This window comes from Helicobacter pylori SA37A (genome assembly GCF_000476015.1).
In the GTDB taxonomy this organism is placed as follows: domain Bacteria; phylum Campylobacterota; class Campylobacteria; order Campylobacterales; family Helicobacteraceae; genus Helicobacter; species Helicobacter pylori_DB.
In genome coordinates, this window is record NZ_CBOO010000006.1 from 53,098 (window position 1) to 74,198 (window position 21,101).

Below are 21,101 nucleotides of genomic sequence, written 5' to 3' on the forward strand. Positions count from 1 at the left end.
CCACTCTTAAAAAGCGTTGTTTGATAAAAATGGCTCATTATATGGTATCTTAAAGTAAAATTTTAAAAATAAGGTTTTTAAAAATGATAGAATTTAGCGATGAAGATTTACAAAAACCGGTGCGTATTGTAATAGAAAAAATCCGCCCTTACTTGCTCAAAGATGGCGGCAATATTGAAGTGCTAGGGGTGAAAAGCATGAAAATTTATGTGGCTTTAGAGGGAGCGTGCAAGACTTGCTCTAGCAGTAAGATCACTTTAAAAAATGTCATTGAAAGGCAGCTTAAAATGGACATTCACCCCAATTTAGAAGTGGTGTGCTTAGAAAACGCTAAGGAGTTTGATAAGCTTTAAGGATTATAGGCATGCAAAAGTTTGATTATGAATTTAAAAAGCGCGCGTTGATTAAAGATGGCTTTTTAGCGTTCAAGCAAGCCCATTACGCTGAAGCGTTACGCCTTTTTTCTGAAGTGTTGTTTTTGGATAAAGACAACCAAAAAGCCAAAGTGGGGGCGTTATTAAGCGACATCGCTAAGGATTTCCCTAAAGAAGCTCATAGCTTTTATGAATTGTATCAAAGCTTGATCGCTATGCAAAAACGGAGTTTAAAAAACCAGGCTGAAGAGCAAATCATCAATTTGATCGCTTCTTTTGATGAGGGACTAAACCAAATGACTGAAAAGATTGATGCTCAAATTTCTCAAAAAGGCGAGGAGTTGAATGGCATTTTGTACGCGGATTTCAAACGCTTGAGCTTGGAGCGCGGCTTTAAGGAAGCGTTTGAAGATTTGATGTTCAGCTCTAGGGTGATTTTTGACAATAAAGAGGATTTTTATGAATTTTTGAAAGAATTGAACCATTATGGCTATTATGAATTAGCGATCAATTACATTGAAAACATGCATGAAGATTCTTTTATTTACGATAAATTTTTGCGTTCTCTTTTAGAAGACGCTCTCAAATCCAATAAGGCTTAAAGAATGAAGCTTAAAAAATCCTTGACTTATCGCAACCATACCTATTCTTTTTTAAGCGATAACACGAATGAAGTTTTAGAAAACCCCAAAGAAATCCTTTTTGTCAAAACGCCTTTAAATGAAAAATACTCTCCTTTAATTGCAGAAAAAAACCTGGCTATTTTAGATTTTAACGAGCTTAAAAACTACTTTGATTTTAAGATTAAAATTGTAGGGATTACTGGCACTAATGGTAAAACGACCACAGCGAGCTTGATGTATTCCTTGCTCTTAGATTTGAATAAAAAGACCGCTCTTTTAGGCACAAGAGGGTTTTTTATCAACGATGAACGCATCAAAGAAAAGGGCTTGACCACGCCCACCCTTTTAGAGCTTTATAGCGATTTAGAAGAAGCGATGCGTTTGGGGTGCGAATACTTTATTATGGAAGTGAGCTCCCATGCGATTGTCCAAAAGCGCATTGCCGGGCTTGATTTTGCCCTTAAAATCTTAACCAATATCACAAGCGATCATTTAGATTTCCACGAAAGCATAGAAAATTACAGAGACGCTAAAAACAGCTTTTTTAAAGATGAGGGCTTGAAAGTGATCAACAGAGATGAAACAAACGCCCTTTTTAACCCCATTAACGCGCACACTTACGCGCTGGATAAAAAAGCGCATTTAAACGTTCAAGCCTTTTCGCTCAACCCCTCCATCAGCGCGTCTTTATGCTACCAACAAAATTTAAGAGATCCTAATCTTAAAGAAACCGCCCTTATGCATTCCCCCCTTTTAGGGCGTTACAACCTTTATAATATTTTAGCGGGCGTTTTGGGGGTCAAATTACTCACTCAATTACCTCTAGAAACGATTGCGCCGTTATTAGAAAACTTTTATGGGGTTAAGGGGCGTTTGGAAGTGGTGCATTCTCAACCTTTAGTGGTCGTAGATTTTGCCCACACCACAGACGGCATGCAACAAGTTTTTGAAAGCTTTAAAAACCAAAAAATCACCGCTCTTTTTGGGGCAGGGGGCGATAGGGATAAAACCAAGCGCCCTGAAATGGGAGCGATAGCGAGTTATTACGCGCATAAAATCGTCTTAACTTCAGACAACCCCAGAAGCGAGAATGAAGAAGACATTATTAAGGATATTCTAAAAGGCATCAATGATTCTTCTAAAGTGGTTATAGAAAAAGACCGAAAAAAAGCCATTTTAAACGCTTTAGAAAATTTAAAAGACGATGAGGTGTTATTGATTTTAGGCAAGGGTGATGAAAACATTCAAATCTTTAAAGACAAAACGATTTTTTTTAGCGACCAGGAAGTCGTTAGAGATTATTATCTCAATTTAAAACAAGGATGAAACATGCAAGAATTCAGTTTGTGGTGCGATTTTATAGAAAGGGATTTTTTAGAAAACGACTTTTTAAAGCTCATTAATAAAGGGGCTATTTGTGGGGCGACGAGTAACCCTAGTTTGTTTTGCGAAGCGATCACAAAAAGCGCGTTTTATCAAGATGAAATCGCTAAACTCAAAGGCCAAAAAGCTAAAGAAATTTATGAAGCTCTAGCACTAAAGGATATTTTACAAGCCTCTAGCGCATTAATGCCTTTATATGAAAAAGACCCTAATAACGGCTACATTAGCCTAGAAATTGACCCTTTTTTAGAAGACGATGCGATTAAAAGCATTGATGAAGCCAAGCGGTTATTCAAAGCATTAAACCGCCCTAATGTGATGATTAAAGTCCCGGCGAGTGAAAGCGCTTTTGAAGTCATTAGCGCTTTAACTCAAGCCTCTATCCCCATTAATGTAACTTTAGTTTTTTCGCCTAAAATTGCCGGTGAAATCGCTCAAATCTTAGCCAAAGAAGCGCAAAAAAGAGCGGTCATTAGCGTGTTTGTTTCACGATTTGACAAAGAAATAGACCCATTAGTGGCACAAAACTTGCAAGCTCAAAGCGGGATTATGAACGCTACCGAGTGCTATTACCAAATCAACCAACATGCTAATAAGCTAATAAGCACCCTTTTTGCGTCCACCGGCGTTAAATCCAACGCTTTAGCTAAAGATTATTACATTAAAGCGCTGTGTTTTAAAAACTCTATCAATACAGCCCCATTAGAGGCTTTAAACGCTTATTTGCTTGACCCAAACACCGAGTATCAAACCCCTTTAAAAATTACAGAAATTGAAGCGTTTAAAAAAGAATTAAAAGCGCACAACATTGATTTAGAAAACACCGCCCAAAAACTCCTTAAAGAAGGCTTGATAGCGTTCAAACAATCCTTTGAAAAGCTTTTAAGCAGTTTTTGATTTTTAAGGGTTTTTTGGATAGAATAAGCCCTTATTTTATTTTAAAGGATTGACATGTTAGAAGGCGTTATTAGAGAGAGTATTACTAAAGCTAACGCTAAAGCTTTAAAAAAAGATGGCTATCTAATCGCAAACGTTTATGGAAAGGGTATTGAAAACGTGAATTGCGCGTTCAAATTAAACCCTTTCATTAAATACCTTAAGGAAAAAAAGCATTTGATTTTTCCGGTGAAATTAGGGGATAAGACTTTTGAAGTCGTGGTTCAAGAATACCAAAAAAACCCCGTTACTAATGAGCTTATCCATGTGGATTTACTCGCTGTTACTAAGGGCGTGAAGTCCAAGTTTAAAGTCCCCATCAAACACCAAGGCACTCCAGTGGGCTTGAAAAATAAAGGGATTTTGATGCTCTCTAAAAAGCGTATCAGCGTGGAATGCGCTCCAGAGCATTTGCCCGATCACTATTTAGTGGATGTAGCCCCTTTAGACGTGAATGAGTCTATTTTGGTGCGCGATTTAGAAAAACACGAGAATGTGAAGATCTTAGATCATGATTCTATCGCTGTGATCGGTGTGATTAAAGCGAAGTGATTTGAAGTTATGACGCTTTTAGTGGGTTTAGGCAACCCTACTTTGCGTTACGCTCACACCAGACACAACGCTGGTTTTGATATTTTGGATTTGCTCGTTGGCGAGTTGGATCTTTCTTTCATTTTTTCTCCCAAACACAACGCTTATTTGCGTATTTATAAGGATTTTATCTTACTCAAGCCCCAAACTTACATGAATTTAAGCGGTGAGAGCGTTTTAAGCGTCAAAAATTTTTACAAACCCAAAGAGCTTTTAATTGTCCATGACGACCTGGATTTACCTTTAGGCGTTGTGAAATTTAAAAATGGCGGAGGGAATGGGGGGCATAATGGCCTAAAATCCATTGATTTATTGTGTTCTAATTCTTATTACCGCTTGAGGGTGGGGATTTCTAAAGGGATCAATATCACTGAGCATGTGCTTTCAAAATTCCACAACAACGAAGAGCCTTTAAAAAACGCTGCGTTTGAACATGCCAAAAACGCCCTAAAATTTTTTATAGAAAGCCATGATTTTAACGCCATGCAAAATCGTTTCACGCTCAAAAACCCTTTAAAAATAGAAAATTAGATGCGCTCTATCCAAAATTTTAAGTTTTTATCATGGTTTGAATAAGGGTTTAAAGTGCGTTTGTTTAGATTTGTAGGGTGGTATTATTTCAAATACTTTTTAATCGTGCTTTTGGCTTTAGAATTGTTTTTTGTAGGTATTGACAGCCTGAAATACGCCGATAAAATGCCTGATTCTGCGAATATGATCATCTTATTTTTCACCTATGACATTTTATTCGCGCTCAATTACACCTTGCCCATTTCCTTGCTTTTGGCGATGGTTTTATTTTATATCTCATTCATTAAATCCAACCAATACACCGCCCTGCTCTCCATTGGCTTTTCCAAATGCCAGATTTTAAGCCCTATTTTTTTGATTAGCCTGTTTTTCACGGCTGTTTATGTGGGGTTGAATGCGACCCCTTTTGTGTATATGGAAGAAAAAACGCAAAATTTGATCTATAAAGACAATTCTTTGAGCGTTTCAGAGCATTTGTTAGTGAAATACAACGATGATTACGTGTATTTTGATAAGATTAATCCCTTATTGCAAAAAGCCCAAAATATCAAGGTTTTTCGCCTAAAAGATAAGACTTTGGAATCTTATGCTGAAGCTAAAGAAGCTTTTTTTGAAGACAAGTATTGGATCTTGCATGACACTACTATCTATGAAATGCCCTTAAGTTTTGAACTGGGCGCGAACGCTTTAAGCACCACGCGTTTAAAAACCTTTAAAACGCTCAAAAATTTCCGCCCTAAAGTTTTAGACACCATTTATCAAAACAAGCCTGCGGTTTCTATCACAGACGCTCTTTTATCCTTGCATGCTTTAGTGCGCCAAAACGCGGACACGAAAAAAGTGCGCTCGTTTTTGTATGTGTTTGCGATTTTGCCCTTTTTTGTGCCGTTTTTAAGCGTTTTAATCGCTTATTTTTCGCCCAGTCTCGCCCGCTATGAAAACTTGGCTCTTTTAGGGCTAAAGTTTATCATTATCACGCTCGTTGTTTGGGGGCTATTCTTTGCTTTAGGGAAGTTCAGCATTTCAGGGATACTCATTCCTGAAATAGGCGTGCTATCGCCCTTTTTTGTATTCTTAGCTCTTAGTCTTTGGTATTTTAAAAAGCTTAATAAGAGATTGTAGGATTTATAAACCTATAGTAATTCAAGCTCTCATTAGAGATCTAAATTAAAAGACTTGCAACGCAACATTAACTCAAGACTTATAAAATAGCTTGAAAAATTGTTAAGGTTTTTGATGAGTTCTGTTCAAATCCTATCTAATCTCAATTATCCCAAAGTGATTACTGAAGGGCTAAGAAATTCTTTAGACACTCATATTGCAGTTACTTTTTTAAAATACAGCGGGGTTGAGATTATTCAAGATGCCTTGATTAATTCTTTAGAAAAGGGGGCAGAATTTGAGATTATTGTAGGACTTGATTTTAAAACAACCGACTCAAAATCCATACGATTTTTGCTAGACTTAAATAAAACTTATAAAAAATTAAGATTTTATTGCTACGGCGACAAAGAAAATAACAAAACAGATATTGTATTCCACCCTAAAATTTATATGTTTGACAACGGAAAAGAAAAAACTTCCATTATAGGCAGCACCAACTTAACCAAAGGGGGGTTGGAGAATAATTTTGAAGTCAATACCATTTTTACAGAAAAGAAACCCTTATATTACACGCAGTTAAACGCTATTTATAATTCTATAAAATATGCGGATAGTCTGTTCACTCCTAATGAAGAGTATTTGCAAAACTATGATGAAGTTTTTAGCGCCATTATTAAAAATGAACAAAAAGTCTCAAAAGATAAAAGCATTCAAGAAAAGATTAAAAAGATTGAAAAACAAGAAAAATTGCTTCCTGGAACTATCCCCTCTATCAAGGCAATGATAGTAGAATTTATTTTCGCTTGTGAGAAAAAAGGCGTTAAACAAGTAGCATTACAAGATATTTATCAGGCATTAGAAGAGAGAATAAAAAAAGAAGAGTGGGGATACAAATACAAAAGCGATACTTTTAAAAATAGCATTAGGGGCGAACTCAACCACCATCAAAAAGATAGCCATTCAAAACAAAGTTTAGGACTCTTTGAGAGATTGCAAAAAGGTTTTTATGCTCTAACACCAAAAGGGCGTTTGTATAAAGGACGCTAAAGGTATTTATTTTAGACATTACTCAGTCTAGCCTAATTAAACTCTTTGCAAAGCTATCTCTCAATCAAAATAAAGAATTGAAAGAAAAATTTGACTCCAATGAGTATATCTTTAGCGATGAAGAATTAGAACGCATTATAGAAATATCCCCACAACAGCATAAGGACTCATTGTGCGGTAATGACGGATTCATCAAAAAAGTAGAAAACAGCGCAGAGTTATTACAGCTCAATGACAACCCTAAAGCTTGACAAATCAAGCTTTCATATATCCATATATAAGCTATAAGCCTTGCCTAAAACCCTGCCAAATTCAAAAAGTATAAACATAGCGCAAATACATAGAATACTGACGGCGTAAGGTTTGGGTTAAGCTGAAATTGGTTTCTGCTCCGGTGATAGTGGTTGGTTGGCCATTCTCTAGCGGGCCTTGTTTTTTCGCTCTTATGGTAGTAGAGCCTTTGAAAAAGTAATTAGGGAGCGTGGGGATTTTGATACCAAACTCAATGCCATGGTGTTCAAAAATATTAGTCCTAATGCCCACATTCACTAAAAATTGGAAAATCGTGTGATTCACTTTAGCGTTTAATTTTCCTGTGGTATAGACGCTATTAGGGTTAATCCCCACATTACAACTCGCCGGCGTCGTGTCCCCGCAAGTGATTGTGCCATCAGCGTTAGTCATGTAAGCGTCAGCGTCGGTATTGACGCCATAAACATACCCGTCCTTAAAATACCCCACACGATTATTGGTCCAAGTATTACCCGCAAAATTCACGCCTAGAAAAAACCCCGCCGTGGCTTTAGGCTTATCTATAATGTTAAAAAGCATGTCTGTGCCAAAACCATAAGTATACATGTCTGCTTTTTGATCGCTCAAATAAAAAGGCGATATAGCGTTAGCGGCTCTGGAGTTAGAGAAATTGGTATGCCCATAATCAAAAAAGCCATAATAGCGCAACCCAAACCACCTTTTTTTACCGATAAAATGCTTATAGCCTGTCATCACGCCTAGCCCATACATCGGCTGGTTACGGCCAGGAATATTTTTATTGGTGCTTAGCATGGTGCGAGAAGTCCAATTGACCACGCAATTAGCTTTAGTATAGCCTGGCGTTCCTGGTGTCCCTGAAGCTGGCTGACAGCCACCGGTCTGCCCATCAGGGACTTTACCATTATCATTGGCTGAAACATCGCCAAAAGGCACTTGAAACAACTCGCCGTTTTTATAAGCGTTTGTCTTTTGATCAGCCCTACCCACTTCCAGGCTAATCCCCACAAACGCGCCATTCTTTTCATGGGCATTTAAGGGGTTTGTCAGCCATAACGAACTCAAAAGAGCGCCTAAAATTACCGAGCCTTTTTTAGAAATATCTAAAGATTGAGCTATCAAAACAGATTCCTTACGATTAAAATTTTTACAAACCATTTTGCAATCTTGCATTCTATTTTTCTTCTTTGTCATAAAATTGAGCATCACTCTCTAGGGTCTCCGCTTAAGTGTTACTTTTTTAATTATTTTATTATAGCTAATTGCAATCTTAAAAGTCAAACAAAAACCACCCCTAAAATTCCCATAATAGTGGGATACTTGACAATAAAACCCTTTTATAGTAGATTAAAAACTCTTTAATTTTCCCATGAATAAAGGATTTTAAATGGATGCGATTTATCCTTATGTGTTGGTTGTTCATTTATTGTGCGCCATTATTTTTATTGGCTACTTGTTTTTTGATGGGGTAATTTTCCCTAATGTGAAGAAAATGTTTGGCGAAGAGTTTGCCAATAAAGCGAATACAGGAATCACTCAAAGAGCGGTTAAAATCATGCCCTTATGCGTTTTAGGGCTTGTTTTAACAGGGGGCATGATGCTTAGTCAATACATGGGGGGCGATAAAGGCTGGTGTGAAACCCCTTTTCAAAAGATACTCATGCTTAAAGTGATCTTAGCGTTAAGCATTTTTCTTTTGGTGCTTTTTTCTTTATCGTGTAAGTTTTTGGGTAAGAAAAACCCTATTGGTAAATATATCCACCCTATCGCTCTAACTTTTGGCTTTTTAATCGCTATTTTAGCCAAAACGATGTGGTTTGTTTAAGAGCGTTTCAACCTCAAAGAATTTAAAACCACTAAGAGCGAGCTAGCACTCATGCTCAAACTCGCTATTAAAGGGTTGATGTATCCTAGCATAGCGATTGGGATTAAAATAGCGTTATAAATCAAGCTCAAAACAATGTTTTGCAACACCACTTGATAGACTTTTTGAGCGTTATCAAACGCTTTTTCTAACAAACTCAAATCCTCTTCTAAAAGCAAAATATCGCATGCGCTTTTACTCAAAGCGCTTTTTTCAAACCCCAAAGAAACGCTCGCTTGTTTTAAGGCTAGCGCGTCATTATTGCCATCGCCTACCATCGCGCACACGCCCTTATGAGAACTGACGATTTGAGCCTTATCTTCAGGGGTCAAATGGGCATGATACTTAGAAATCCCTAATTTTTTCGCGCACTCCTTAACCGAGCTTTCATTATCCCCGCTTAAAATTTCTAATTCTAAGCCTTGATTTTGTAAAGCCTGAATGACTTCTTTAGCGTTAGCTTTCAAACGCTCTTCTAAAATGAATAACGCGCATAAGGTCTTATTTTTCGCAAAGCCTACCATGATATTAGCGCTCTCTTTAGTCTTTATATCAACCCCCATAGCGTTTAAAAATTTCAAGCTCCCCACTAGCAGGGTTTCATTGTGATAGCTCGCTTTTAAGCCATGAGCGAAAAACTCTATCTGTTCTAAATTAACCTCATCGCTATCTAGAGATTTAAGGATCGCACTATGGGCTAAATGCTCCCTAGTTTTTAAAAGGCTCTTTAAAAGCCTTTCATCAAATTCTTCATGAATGATTTTTTCTTTTAAAAGGACTTCTTTTTGCGTGAGCGTGCCGGTTTTGTCTATAAAGATTTTTTCCACTTTAGCCAGAGTTTCTAAAAACAACGCTTCTTTAAATACGATCAAAGGGTTTTTAAACACCCCTATCACTAACGCAATGGGCGTAGCTAAGGCGAATGCGCAAGGGCAGCTGATGACTAACACGCTAATACACACCATTAAGGCTTTTTCAAAATCACCCCCCAAACCAAATTGCCATAATAAAAAGCTTATAAAGGCTAAAAACAACACCGCTTTAGAAAAAATATCCGCAATTTTATTCGCGCTGCTCTCAATTAAGGGCTTTTCTAAAAAACTCTTTTTTAAAGTTTCTAACAAACCAGAAAGGCGTGAGTTTTGAAAATTCGCGCTCACTTGATAGCTAAAAGGCACGCCCACATTCACATAACCCCCTAAAATTGGATCATTAACCCCCAATTCCAAAGGCTTAAACTCCCCGCTGATCAAAGACGCATCCACGCTCGCGTTATTTAAAAGCACGCCATCTAGTGCGATTTTAGCCCCGCTTGGCACCCAAACAACAGAGCCTATCGCCACATCTTTAGGGTGTTTTTCTATCTGCTTGTCCTTTTCTACAATAATCACGCTATGGATTTCATGCGATTCTAGGGCCAGACATTTTTCATTCGCAAACAGCCTGGCTTTTAATTCCAAAAACTTAGAGCCAAAAACAAGCGTTAAAATCGTGCTGCTCGCTTCAAAATAAGTCTCTTGGGACACCAACATGGCATAAAGGGAATAAACAAACGCCGATAACGCCCCAAAAGACACGCTCAAATCCATGCCCAAAACGCCATTTTTTAGCCCATAAAACGCCCCCTTAATGAAAAAACGCCCCACCACCACTAGCACCAACAAGCTTAAAAAGAGCGATACGAGATCCAAATTCCTTTGCATGAGCTTATCCATGCCAGCGCCATAACTCGCGCTACCATAACTTGCGTATTTGGCAATGGCAATAAACATCAAATTCATGGTGGCAAAAAACCCCACGCTCAAAGTGAGCAAATAGGAACGCTGTTCTTTTTGGGCTTTTAGGGTGTAATTTTTTGCGTTATAAATTTTAGCCCCATAACCCAAACTCTCAATTTTTTGAACGATCTCTTTAGGGTTTAAGGACTTCTCAAACACGATTTGTAAATGGTGGGTGGTGAAATTCACGCTCACTTTTTTAACCCCACTTAAGCGCTCTAAAACCTTTTGATTGAGCCACAAACAAGCGTTGCAATGCGTTTTTTCTAGCAAAAGATTAAGGATTAATTCGCCCTTATTGTTTTCTTCAAGGGCTTGTTCTAATTCCAAAGCGCTCATTGAATCTTGGGGCGTTACGGGGGCTAAAGTGGAATCGTTTAATTTGTCATAAAAGCTCTCTAAATTCAAATCCAATAATAACGCATACACCCTAGCGCACCCCGTGCAGCAAAAATACAATTCTTTGTGATTAATGGTCTCTTTAAAAAGCTCACTTTCTTTAAACTCCAACTGGCAATGCGAACATTTCATTTTTTAATCCTTAATTTAAGGGCGCTAGTTTAGAAGCGCTTTGATAGAATAAGTGTTACAAATTTGATAGATGCTTAAAACTTCTTTGGTGTTGTCGCTTTGGTTTTTGGAATGGTGCGTGATTAAAGGGGGCAAAACTTTTAGAGCGCTTTTGGAATTATTCCTGGCCGCTCCAAGCATCAAATGGGCGTTTTTGTCTTTAAAACTTTGGACAAACCTTAAAGTCTCTAGCGTGAGTTTAACGCTTTTCAAACTCTCTACCACCAAGCAAAGCGACAAGGCTTCATAGCAAAAAATAAAATACCCTTTAGGTTTTAAGCATTTTTTCACTTTAGCTACTAAAGAAGCGAAGTCTAATTCGCTCTGGTGCCTCGCATGCCCTTTAATTTGAGATTTGATAGAGCCTAAAGCGTAAAAAGGAGGGTTGCACACAATTACATCATACAAAATCGGGGGGTTGAAATCTAAAAAATCGCTTTCAAACACTTGAGCGTTAGGGAATTTAAGGGCATTTTTTTGGGAGCAAAACGCCATTTTGCTATCCTTTTCCACTAAATGAACGCTCGCTAGCGGGTTGTCTCTGGCGCAGAGCAAGCCTAGAACCCCACACCCTGAGCCTATGTCTAAAATCGCGCCGCTATTTTTGATAAAAGGGCGTGAAAAATCGTATAGAAAAAGCGAACCGCTATTGTAAGAATAAGCGTTTAAGGGCTGGTATAATCTTAAGAGTTTTCTATCCATAAAAGGGCTTCATTTTCTAAGATTTGCACATGCAACAACCGCCCCTTAAAAGGGGTTTTTAAAGCGAATGCGCTAAACGCTTCGCCAATCATAGACGCATGCGAATGCAAAAGCAACGCGTCTATTTTATCCCTCAAGCTCTCAAACAATCCCCACCCCCCTTCAATGAAATTAAACCCTTTCTCTAGGGGTAAATCTTTGGGGTCATGGAAGGCATTAACCAAACGATTGGGTGCAAAAAAAACTTTTGAATGGGGGTTAATTGAACGCTTAGACAAAATAGCGATATTGGGGTTTTTATTGTGATAAAAGCTATCGCAAAAGCGAGCGTCTAATAAGGGGTTATCCGTTCTTATGGTTTTCCCAGAAATGATGAGCGTGTCGCATATTGCTCGCTGGTTGTGCGTGAAAATAACGCTTTTTGGCCCGGTGATCTTGCCATGGTAATAATCCCCATTCATCCTTAAAGCGAGTTTGAATAAATTAAAACGCCCCTTTTGTTCCATTACCCTAAAAGGCAAGAGCAAGTCTTTAGCCTTGTTTTCTAAATTGTGGCAAATTATTGTTTCAATATGAGCCTTTTGTAGCCTTGCTAAACCCCCTTTTTTGGCTTCGTTTTCTTCTGCGGCAATGATCACTCTTTTAGGCTTTAAAATTTCTAACAATCCGCTGCATGCCGGGGTTTTACCATAAGAATTGCATGGCTCTAGGGTGATTAAAAAAACGCAGTCTGTAAAGGCGTTATCGTGGCGCGTTTTTAAAAAATCGCTTAAAGTTTTAGGATCTTCTAATTTTTCTAAATCGTTTTTTAAATGGGGGCGTAAAATCTTTAACGCTGATTTAGCGGCTAAGACTTCTGCATGCGGGGTTTTGGCTTTTTTGTGGGTTTCTAAACTCAAGATCTCATGGTGTTTATCTAACACCATGCAAGCCACGCTTGGGTTTTCTAAGGCTAGGGTTTGATATTCCCACGCCTTATTCAAGCAAATTTCTAATAAACTCTCATAAAGTCTCATGGGGTTTAACTAGGGAAAAAAGGCAAAAGCAAAAAGCCTTTAATCGCTAAAGCGTTAATAATATCAACAAAAAACGCTCCCACTAAAGGCACGACGATAAACGCTACATGCGATGGCCCATAGTGGTTGGTAATGGTTTGCATGTTCACCATAGCCGTTGGGGTCGCTCCAAGCCCAAAACCGCAATGCCCCGCGCACAACACCGCCGCATCATAATCCTTCCCGCATACCCTAAAGGTTACAAGCACCACATAAAGGATCATAAACACCACTTGAACGCTCAAAATAACCGCTAAAGGTACAGCGAGTTTTAACAATTCCAATAAATTCACGCTCATTAAAGCGTAGGCTAAAAACAGACTCAAACTCACATTCCCTATGACTGAAACCTCTCTGTCAAACACGCTATGGATCTTAAAAAACGACAAGGTGTTTCTTAAAATAACCCCCACAAACAAGCACCACACAAAAGTCGGCAAAGTGAAACTTTTAGGCATCAAGTGCGATAAAAAAGTCCCCACCAATAAAGCGATCGCAATCAGAGCTAAAGTTTCTACAAAACTGGATGCGGTGATTAGGCGTTGCTCTTTAGGGGTTTCAAAGCCTTTAGACACCACGCCCTCTAAAGTGTCTTTTTCTTTGGTGTCTTTAGGTTCTAGTTTGTATTTTGAGATCAAATATTTAGCGACAGGCCCTCCAATAATCCCCCCACTCACCAAGCCAAAAGTCGCGCACGCCATGCCCACTTCTAAGCTAGAGCTAAAATTATAAGGCGGTTGGGTGAAAAAATTAGCCCATGCCGCGCTAGTGCCATGCCCTCCCACTAAAGCGATCGATCCCCCTAAAAGCCCCATTAAAGGATTGACCCCTAAAAGGCTAGCGATAGAAATCCCCACCATATTTTGACACACCACAAACCCCGCCACAGCCAGCAAAAAAACCGCAAGCATTTTGCCGCCTTTTTGTAAAGATTTGAAATCCGCGCTCAAACCAATGGTGATAAAAAAAGTCAGCATTAAAGGATCTTTTAAGGAAGAATCAAATTGCAAGCCAAAATTGTAAAACTGACGCGCTAACATGATAAAAAAAGCGACTAAAACCCCGCCCACAACAGGCTCTGGAATATCATAATCGCGTAAAAACTTGACTTTAGAAATCACATAACGCCCCAAAAGCAGCACTAAAACCATGCACACCAAAGTGGCATAAATATCCAACTTAATTTCTTGCAAGCTTGCATCCTTATTAATCAAATTTATCTTATTATAATATAATACCCCCCTAAAAGAACGAGATCAGTTAGAAAGTAGGTGTTCCTTGCATACAGTATTACAAATTGGAGCTGGTGGCGTAGGCAGTGTGGTAGCACACAAAATGGGCATGAACAGAGATGTGTTTAAAAATATCGTTTTAGCGAGCAGGAGTTTAGACAAATGCTATGCGATTAAAGAAAGCATGCTCAAAAAGGGTTTGGGGGAAATTGGCGTTGAGCAAGTGGATGCCGATGATACGCAAGCCTTAGTCGCTTTAATCCAAAAACACAAGCCTAAAGTCGTTGTTAATGTGGCTCTACCCTATCAGGATTTAACGATCATGCAAGCATGTTTAGAGACTAAAACGCATTACATTGATACCGCCAATTACGAGCATCCGGATTTAGCGAAGTTTGAATACAAAGAGCAATGGGCGTTTGATAAAGCTTATAAAGAAGTGGGGATTTTAGGGGTTTTAGGGGCTGGGTTTGATCCGGGCGTTACTAACGCTTATGTCGCTCACGCTCAAAAACACCATTTTGACACTATCCACACTTTAGATATTTTAGATTGCAACGCTGGGGATCACAAACGCCCTTTTGCCACGAATTTTAACCCTGAAATCAATTTGAGAGAAGTCAGCTCTAAAGGGCGTTATTATGAAAACGGCAAATGGATTGAAACAAAGCCTTTAGAAATCAAGCAAGTGTGGGCTTACCCGCAGATTGGCGAAATGGATTCGTATCTTTTATACCATGAAGAATTGGAATCGTTAGTCAAAAACATTAAAGGCTTAAGGAGGGCGAGGTTTTTTATGACTTTCTCCCAAAATTATTTAACCCACATGAAATGCTTGGAAAATGTCGGCATGCTAGGCATTAAAGAAATAGAGCATCAAGGCGTAAAAATCGTGCCGATACAATTTTTAAAAACCTTGCTTCCTGATCCAGCGACTCTAGCCAAAGACACCACCGGCAAAACCAACATCGGGTGCTATATGACCGGCATTAAAAACAACCAAGACAAAACGCTCTACATTTACAATGTGTGCGATCACAAGAAATGCTATGAAGAGGTAGGCTCGCAAGCCATAAGCTACACCACCGGCGTGCCAGCGATGTGTGCGGCTAAAATGATTTGCAACGACACTTGGAGCGTGGAGCATTTTAAAGCCGGCGTGTTTAACATAGAAGAATTAAACACCGATCCTTTCATGGAAGAATTGACTAAACAAGGCTTGCCCTATGAAGTGATTGAGCGCTAGTTTAGGCTTCAATCTTCACTGGGCACGATAAATACCGATTCCCTTTCTATCGTAATATTCTTATCATCCGCGCTGTAAGCTTGTATTGTAATGGGGGTTAAAGTGTCTTTAGCGCGTTTGTATTCTGTGGCGTTATTCTTTAAAGGCTTTCTTAAAATCACTACCACCTTGATCTTTTGCCCGGCTTTAACCATGATGGGGGTTAAAGGTTTTTTGATTTTAATGTCCTTTTGCCCTAAAATTTTGAAATAAAACTCATGGTCTTTATTGTCCGTGTTGTGGAATAAAAACACATAATCGTTATCCACATACCCGCTAGATCGCAATTCATACAAATTGCTGTTGCGGTTAATGTCTAAAAGCATGCGTTCTTTTTTAAACGAAGTGATGACTAAAAGCGCGATAACAATAGCGATAACCCCCATGTAAGCGATCGTTTTTAAACGCACTAACCGCACTTTTTGGCGCGTGTTTGTGGCGTTGGTTGAAGACCATTGGATGAGTGAAGGGCGGTTGTATCTAGCCATGGTGATGGTGCATGCATCCACGCATTCCAAACAATTGATGCATTCTAATTGCAAGCCCTTTCTAATATCAATATGCGTGGGGCAAACTTGCACGCAATGCAAACAATTCACGCATTCATTTTCCGCGCTGCGTTTTTTGGGGGGTAAGGGAAAAAGGCGACCCTGATTGTCATAAAGCGCTCCGCCACGCTTTTCATCGTAAATAGGGTTTAAGGTATCATTGTCATACAACACCGATTGCACCCTGGCATAAGGGCATAAATAGATGCAAAAACGCTCCGCAACCACCACTATATCAAACAACACCACAGCCGCGCTAAAAAGCCAAAAACCCATAGCGACAGGGTGCTCGCTAGGGTTTTTAAGATAGGAAAAAAAATCTTCAGGGGCGATGAAATAAAAGAAAAACAACATCATAAGCCCCGCCACAACAGGAGCGAATAACAAAACGCTCAATACTTTACGGATCTTATAGCTTGGGGTGTTTTTAGGGCTTTCTTGCTTGTTGCTGATCTTTTTATGGAGTTTGAAAATCTTCGTTTCAATCACATCTCTATAAAGCACCCTTAAAAAGGTTTGCGGGCAAGCCCAACCGCACCACACACGCCCAAGGCTAGTGGTGATGAAAAAAATCCCTATAAAAAGCAAAATAACCATAAAAGGCATGACTTGCAATTCTTCAGCGCTAAAGATCTTGCCTAAAAAATGCAGTTGCTTATGCTCAAAGGAGATCAAAAACAAATGCGCCCCATCAATGCGAACAAAGGGCGTGATTAATAGCACTAAAGAAATCAATAAAAAACCTATATAACGCTTCAAGCGGAACGATTTTAAAAAATGGCTAGAAGTTTCAAGCATTCTCAATATCCTAAAATTTTTAAGCCACTATACCCTAACAACTTAACGCTTTCACTTAAAAAGCAACATGTTATAATGATCGCTATTTTATTTGAAAGGGTATTTATGGAAAGCGTTTTAAACTTCCTAACCAATATCAATGTGATTTTCACCCTTTTGGGTTATTTGATTGGGGGGATTCCTTTTGGCTATGCGTTAATGAAAATCTTTTACGGCATGGATATTACTAAAATCGGATCGGGCGGCATTGGCGCAACGAATGTCTTGCGCGCTTTACAAAGTAAGGGCGTGAGTAACGCCAAACAAATGGCCTTATTAGTCTTAATCCTGGATCTATTCAAAGGCATGTTCGCGGTGTTTTTGAGCAAATTGTTTGGGTTGGATTACAGTTTGCAATGGATGGTCGCTATCGCTAGCATTTTAGGGCATTGTTATTCGCCTTTTTTAAATTTCAATGGAGGCAAGGGCGTTTCTACGATCATGGGCTCTGTGGTGTTGCTCATCCCTATTGAAAGCCTCATCGGTTTAACGGTGTGGTTTTTTGTGGGTAAGGTGCTTAAAATCTCTTCACTCGCTAGCATTCTAGGGGTAGGCACAGCGACTGTTCTTATCTTTTTTGTGCCTTATATGCATATCCCAGATAGCGTCAATATCCTTAAAGAAGTCGGCACGCAAACGCCTATGGTGCTTATTTTTATTTTTACCCTTATCAAGCATGCGGGCAATATTTTTAATTTATTAGCCGGTAAGGAAAAGAAAGTCTTATGAAAACTAAACAAGGCGTTCATGTCCATAACTTCGTGTTTGAAACGATTTTAGGGATTTTGGAATTTGAACGCTTAAAACCCCAAAAAATAAGCGTGGATTTGGATCTTTTCTACACGGAATTACCCAATAAGGCTTATTTAGACTACATGGAAATCCAAGAGCTTATTCAAAAGATGATGCAAGAAAAACAATACTTACTCATTGAAGACGCCCTGAAAGATTTGAGCCATGCTTTAAAAACGCACTATAGTGGAATTTCTGAGCTTTATTTAAAAATCAGCAAGTTAGAAATTTCTCCCAATTCTCAAGTGGGAGCGAGCGTGAAAATTTGCTATGAAAATAATCTTTAGCCTCTTTTTCCTCCTTATGGTTTTAAAAGCACACCCCATAAACCCTTTATTAGAGCCGTTATATTTCCCGAGTTATGCGCAATTTTTAAATTTAGAACCTCATTTTATCATTAAAAAAAAGCACGCTTATAGACCCTTTCAATGGGGGAATACCATTATCATCAAACGCCATGATTTAGAAGAACGCCAGAGCAACCAGCCAAGCGATATTTTCCGCCAAAACGCTGAAATCAATGTGTCTTCTCAAACTTTTTTAAGAGGAATGAGCAGCGCTTCTTCACAAATAGCACTTGATTGAGCCACTCAATAATCAACCGCTCAATAAAATGCTAAAACTTTTTTTAATCATATTTTTCTTGGTATTTTCTTAATCCTAAAACAAATTTAAGGTATTATTAAATAGAATAATGTAATAATAACCTTAGGTTTAAAACTTGACTAAATTTTTAGAAAAAAGTAAATAAAAAGGCTAAAAGAAATGCTTAGAAATCAATTTCGTATCGTGTTTGTCTCTTGTATTGTCGCTAGCAGTTTGCAAGCTCAAGAAAATACCCACACTTTGGGTAAGGTAACCACTAAGGGTGAAAGGACTTTTGAATACAACAATAAAATGTATATTGACAGAAAAGAGCTCCAACAACGCCAAAGCAACCAAGTCCGTGATATTTTTAGGACTAGAGCGGATGTGAATGTGGCTAGTGGGGGCTTAATGGCGCAAAAAATCTATGTTAGGGGGATTGAAACGCGCCTTTTAAGGGTAACAATAGATGGCGTCGCTCAAAATGGTAATATTTTCCACCATGACGCTAACACGGTGATCGATCCTAACATGGTTAAAGAAGTGGAAGTGATTAAAGGGGCAGCAAACGCTTCAGCAGGCCCTGGCGCGGTGGCGGGCAAATTGTCTTTCACCACGATTGACGCTAACGACTTCTTAAGAAAGAATCAAACTTATGGGGCTAAAGCGGAAGCGGCCTTTTATACCAACTTTGGATACCGCATGAACGCCACGGCAGCCTATCGTGGTAAAAACTGGGACATCCTAGCCTATTACAACCATCAAAATATTTTTTACTACAGAGACGGGAACAACGCTTTTAGGAATGTCTTCCACCCTAACTACGATTTACAAGATCCAAGCAATAGCGAAATGAGCGTAGGGACTCCTAGTGAAGTCAATAGCGTTTTAGCTAAAATTAATGGCTATATCAACGAAACCGATAGCATTAGCGTGAGCTACAACCTCACACGAGACAATTCTACAAGGCTTTTACGCCCTAACACCACTTCAGCCCTCTCCAAAGCCAATGACCCAGGAAGCCAGCCAGCCCCCTTTGTGATTGACTTTGGGAAAGAATTAGCCCATACGATCAACTTCAACCACAATTTGAGCCTGAAATACAAGCATGAAGGCGGTCCTAATTTCAACCAGCCGCGCGTTGAATCCACCGCCTTTTTAGGGGTAAGGGGGGGCAATTATAACCCTGTGGTGAATCCTTTCGCTTACAATTCTAACGAGCCGGCTAACCCGGATTATATCCCTGAAGTGAGAGAGTGGTGTAACAACCCGGATAATATCAGCCAATGCACGCAAGGGGCTATCAGGCCTTCTAATGGAGGCTATCAAATAGGTTATGGCGCGCCTAACTCTATTAATTGGCAAGGGGATAGCGATTCTAGTGGAGGGGCGCAAGCAGGGTATGGGCAACTTAGCGCTACCATGCTTTCTGCAAGCGCGAATGTCTATCATGGGCTTGTCCCTAAAAATCCTGATTATGACATGACCCCCCCTAACGCTCAAAACCCTAGCGCAAACGATTGGACTTTAGGGAATGCGGACGCTGAGGGGACTTTAGCCAGAAGGATTTTCTTAATCAACTCAGGCGTTAATTTTAAAGTAACCCACCCCATTAGCGAAGATTATGGGAATGTGTTTGAATACGGCATGATTTATCAAAACCTGAGCGTTTTCTCTGGATTGGACAAAGGCAAAAACGGCTATTATAAAAACAACATTGATCCTAACGACCCTAACGGGCCGGGCTTGCCTTACCGCCATTACTATACCGATCAAAGCTCTCAATACCCTCAAAATCTCAACACGCCTAACCCGCTCTATCGTAACATGCCCCAAAATTCGCATGCGATCGGCAATATCATCGGAGGGTTTATGCAAGCGAACTACAATATTTTAAGCAATGTGATCGTGGGTGCGGGAACTCGTTATGATATTTACACTTTGCTAGACAAAAACGGCCGCACGCATGTAACTTCTGGCTTTTCGCCTTCTGCGACCGTGCTTTATAACCCCATTGAAAGCATTGGCTTGAAAGTGAGCTATGCGTATGTAACTAAGGGGGCTTTGCCTGGCGATGGCGTTTTGATGCGCGATCCTACGGTGATTTATCAAAGGAACTTGCGCCCTGCGATCGGTCAAAATGTGGAATTTAATGTGGATTACAACAGCAAGTATTTCAATGTGCGCGGGGCTGCGTTCTATCAAGTCATCAATAACTTCATCAACAGCTACGGGCAAGACACTTCTAAAAATGGCGGAGGTAACGCGACCGCAAAAAACATGTCAGGGAATTTACCCGAAACCATTAACATTTATGGTTATGAAGTTTCAGGGAATGTGAGGTATAAGAATTTCTTAGGGACTTTCTCAGTGGCTCGCTCTTGGCCAACGGCTAGGGGGCATTTATTGGCGGACACTTACGCTTTAGCTGCAACGACTGGGAATGTGTTTATCCTAAAAGCCGATTATGATGTTCGCAGGTGGGGGCTTACTTTAACCTGGCTCTCGCGCTTTGTAACTAACATGTATTATGAAGGCTATTCTATCTATTACCCGCAATACGGCTTGATCAAAATCCATAAACCCGGGTATGGCGTGCATAATATCTTTATCAATTGGACTCCGCCTTCTAAAAAATGGCAGGGTTTAAGGATTTCAGCCGTGTTTAACAATATCTTAAACAAGCAATATGTGGATCAAACTTCTGTGTTTCAAGCGAGTGCGGACGCTCCAGCGAGCGATATGATCCCTAAAGGCAAGCGCATGGCGCTCCCGGCTCCTGGATTTAACGCGCGTTTTGAGGTATCCTATCAATTCTAAAATGAAAGAAATCCTAGGATTTCTTTTTGAATTTTAAACATGGAAACAAACATGAAAAAGCCCTATAGAAACCGCCAAACTCTATGGAAAAAGTTCCGCTCGCTCAATAAGCTCATTAAGACGCTCTTAAGGATTTTAAAAAAGTAGTTTTATCAAAAATTTAGCGGGTTTAGT

At 39.4% G+C, this 21,101-nt stretch carries 21 protein-coding genes; 15 read left to right on the plus strand and 6 right to left on the minus strand.

Translation table 11 applies throughout. From position 1 onward, the window contains the following. Positions 1-83: 83 nt before the first annotated feature. The 9 genes from QT76_RS04200 (at position 84) to QT76_RS08385 (ending at position 6,840) form a co-directional block, all read left to right on the plus strand. Positions 84-353: a NifU family protein gene (locus QT76_RS04200; RefSeq protein ID WP_000569296.1), complete on the plus strand. Its 270-nt coding sequence runs from the start codon at positions 84-86 to the stop codon at positions 351-353. Positions 354-364: 11 nt separating this feature from the next. Continuing rightward, positions 365-976, plus strand: coding sequence for a hypothetical protein (locus QT76_RS04205; RefSeq protein ID WP_001168590.1), 612 nt, complete (start codon positions 365-367; stop codon positions 974-976). A gap of 3 nt (positions 977-979) precedes the next feature. Continuing rightward, the gene (locus QT76_RS04210) at positions 980-2,323 is read left to right on the plus strand and encodes a UDP-N-acetylmuramoyl-L-alanyl-D-glutamate--2,6-diaminopimelate ligase (RefSeq protein WP_033616718.1); all 1,344 of its coding nucleotides are present in this window, start codon (positions 980-982) and stop codon (positions 2,321-2,323) included. 3 nt (positions 2,324-2,326) lie between these two features. Next, complete coding sequence (tal, locus tag QT76_RS04215; protein WP_033616719.1) at positions 2,327-3,277, plus strand: transaldolase; 951 nt, start codon at positions 2,327-2,329, stop codon at positions 3,275-3,277. A gap of 54 nt (positions 3,278-3,331) precedes the next feature. Continuing rightward, the gene (locus QT76_RS04220; RefSeq protein ID WP_000889316.1) at positions 3,332-3,868 is read left to right on the plus strand and encodes a 50S ribosomal protein L25/general stress protein Ctc; all 537 of its coding nucleotides are present in this window, start codon (positions 3,332-3,334) and stop codon (positions 3,866-3,868) included. Positions 3,869-3,877: 9 nt separating this feature from the next. After that, positions 3,878-4,438 (plus strand): aminoacyl-tRNA hydrolase, encoded by a 561-nt coding sequence (gene pth / locus QT76_RS04225; RefSeq protein WP_033616721.1) that lies wholly within the window; start codon positions 3,878-3,880, stop codon positions 4,436-4,438. 54 nt (positions 4,439-4,492) lie between these two features. Then, positions 4,493-5,560, plus strand: coding sequence for an LptF/LptG family permease (locus QT76_RS04230; RefSeq protein WP_001236153.1), 1,068 nt, complete (start codon positions 4,493-4,495; stop codon positions 5,558-5,560). A 114-nt stretch (positions 5,561-5,674) separates the two neighbouring features. After that, the gene (locus QT76_RS04235) at positions 5,675-6,589 is read left to right on the plus strand and encodes a phospholipase D-like domain-containing protein (protein WP_033616722.1); all 915 of its coding nucleotides are present in this window, start codon (positions 5,675-5,677) and stop codon (positions 6,587-6,589) included. A 77-nt stretch (positions 6,590-6,666) separates the two neighbouring features. Beyond that, on the plus strand, positions 6,667-6,840 hold the full coding sequence (locus tag QT76_RS08385) for a hypothetical protein (RefSeq protein ID WP_033616723.1): 174 nt from the start codon (positions 6,667-6,669) through the stop codon (positions 6,838-6,840). Between the two features lie 61 nt (positions 6,841-6,901). On the opposite strand, the gene QT76_RS08660 is transcribed toward QT76_RS08385, so the two are convergent. Next, positions 6,902-8,065: an outer membrane protein gene (locus tag QT76_RS08660; protein WP_195741866.1), complete on the minus strand. Its 1,164-nt coding sequence runs from the start codon at positions 8,063-8,065 to the stop codon at positions 6,902-6,904. A gap of 181 nt (positions 8,066-8,246) precedes the next feature. Between QT76_RS08660 and QT76_RS04250 the strand changes: the two genes are divergently transcribed. After that, positions 8,247-8,684, plus strand: coding sequence for a CopD family copper resistance protein (locus QT76_RS04250; protein ID WP_000338889.1), 438 nt, complete (start codon positions 8,247-8,249; stop codon positions 8,682-8,684). On the opposite strand, the gene QT76_RS04255 is transcribed toward QT76_RS04250, so the two are convergent. The 4 genes from QT76_RS04255 to gltS are packed head-to-tail and all read right to left on the minus strand — an operon-like array spanning position 8,681 to position 14,021. Continuing rightward, on the minus strand, positions 8,681-11,032 hold the full coding sequence (locus QT76_RS04255; RefSeq protein ID WP_033616725.1) for a heavy metal translocating P-type ATPase: 2,352 nt from the start codon (positions 11,030-11,032) through the stop codon (positions 8,681-8,683). The genes QT76_RS04250 and QT76_RS04255 overlap by 4 nt on opposite strands. Positions 11,033-11,056: 24 nt before the next feature. Then, positions 11,057-11,773 carry a tRNA1(Val) (adenine(37)-N6)-methyltransferase gene (locus tag QT76_RS04260; protein ID WP_033616726.1) on the minus strand — a complete coding sequence of 239 codons (717 nt, stop codon included), beginning with the start codon at positions 11,771-11,773 and terminating at the stop codon, positions 11,057-11,059. After that, positions 11,755-12,789 carry a dihydrofolate reductase family protein gene (locus tag QT76_RS04265; protein WP_033616727.1) on the minus strand — a complete coding sequence of 345 codons (1,035 nt, stop codon included), beginning with the start codon at positions 12,787-12,789 and terminating at the stop codon, positions 11,755-11,757. Before QT76_RS04265 ends, QT76_RS04260 begins: the two co-directional genes overlap by 19 nt. 5 nt (positions 12,790-12,794) lie before the next feature. Further along, positions 12,795-14,021, minus strand: a complete 1,227-nt coding sequence (gene gltS / locus QT76_RS04270) for a sodium/glutamate symporter (RefSeq protein WP_033616728.1) — start codon at positions 14,019-14,021, stop codon at positions 12,795-12,797. A gap of 85 nt (positions 14,022-14,106) precedes the next feature. On the opposite strand from gltS, the gene QT76_RS04275 reads away from it, so the two are divergent. Next, the gene (locus tag QT76_RS04275) at positions 14,107-15,306 is read left to right on the plus strand and encodes a saccharopine dehydrogenase family protein (RefSeq protein WP_033616729.1); all 1,200 of its coding nucleotides are present in this window, start codon (positions 14,107-14,109) and stop codon (positions 15,304-15,306) included. Between the two features lie 8 nt (positions 15,307-15,314). Here QT76_RS04275 and ccoG read toward each other — a convergent pair whose 3' ends face one another. Then, a complete protein-coding gene (gene ccoG / locus QT76_RS04280) occupies positions 15,315-16,691 on the minus strand; it encodes a cytochrome c oxidase accessory protein CcoG (protein ID WP_033616730.1) in 1,377 nt (458 codons plus the stop codon). 105 nt (positions 16,692-16,796) lie between these two features. Here ccoG and plsY point away from each other — a divergent pair, with 105 nt between their 5' ends. From plsY to QT76_RS04300, 4 genes are all read left to right on the plus strand, one after another. Then, entirely contained in the window at positions 16,797-17,459 is a 663-nt protein-coding gene (gene plsY, locus QT76_RS04285; RefSeq protein WP_000446716.1) for a glycerol-3-phosphate 1-O-acyltransferase PlsY, read from the plus strand. After that, positions 17,456-17,809: a dihydroneopterin aldolase gene (locus QT76_RS04290; RefSeq protein ID WP_033616731.1), complete on the plus strand. Its 354-nt coding sequence runs from the start codon at positions 17,456-17,458 to the stop codon at positions 17,807-17,809. The genes plsY and QT76_RS04290 overlap by 4 nt, the downstream gene beginning before the upstream one ends. Then, on the plus strand, positions 17,793-18,107 hold the full coding sequence (locus QT76_RS04295) for an iron-regulated outer membrane protein FrpB4 (RefSeq protein WP_033616733.1): 315 nt from the start codon (positions 17,793-17,795) through the stop codon (positions 18,105-18,107). The genes QT76_RS04290 and QT76_RS04295 overlap by 17 nt, the downstream gene beginning before the upstream one ends. A gap of 180 nt (positions 18,108-18,287) precedes the next feature. Continuing rightward, positions 18,288-20,927, plus strand: a complete 2,640-nt coding sequence (locus tag QT76_RS04300; RefSeq protein WP_033616734.1) for a TonB-dependent receptor — start codon at positions 18,288-18,290, stop codon at positions 20,925-20,927. Positions 20,928-21,101 lie beyond the last annotated feature (174 nt).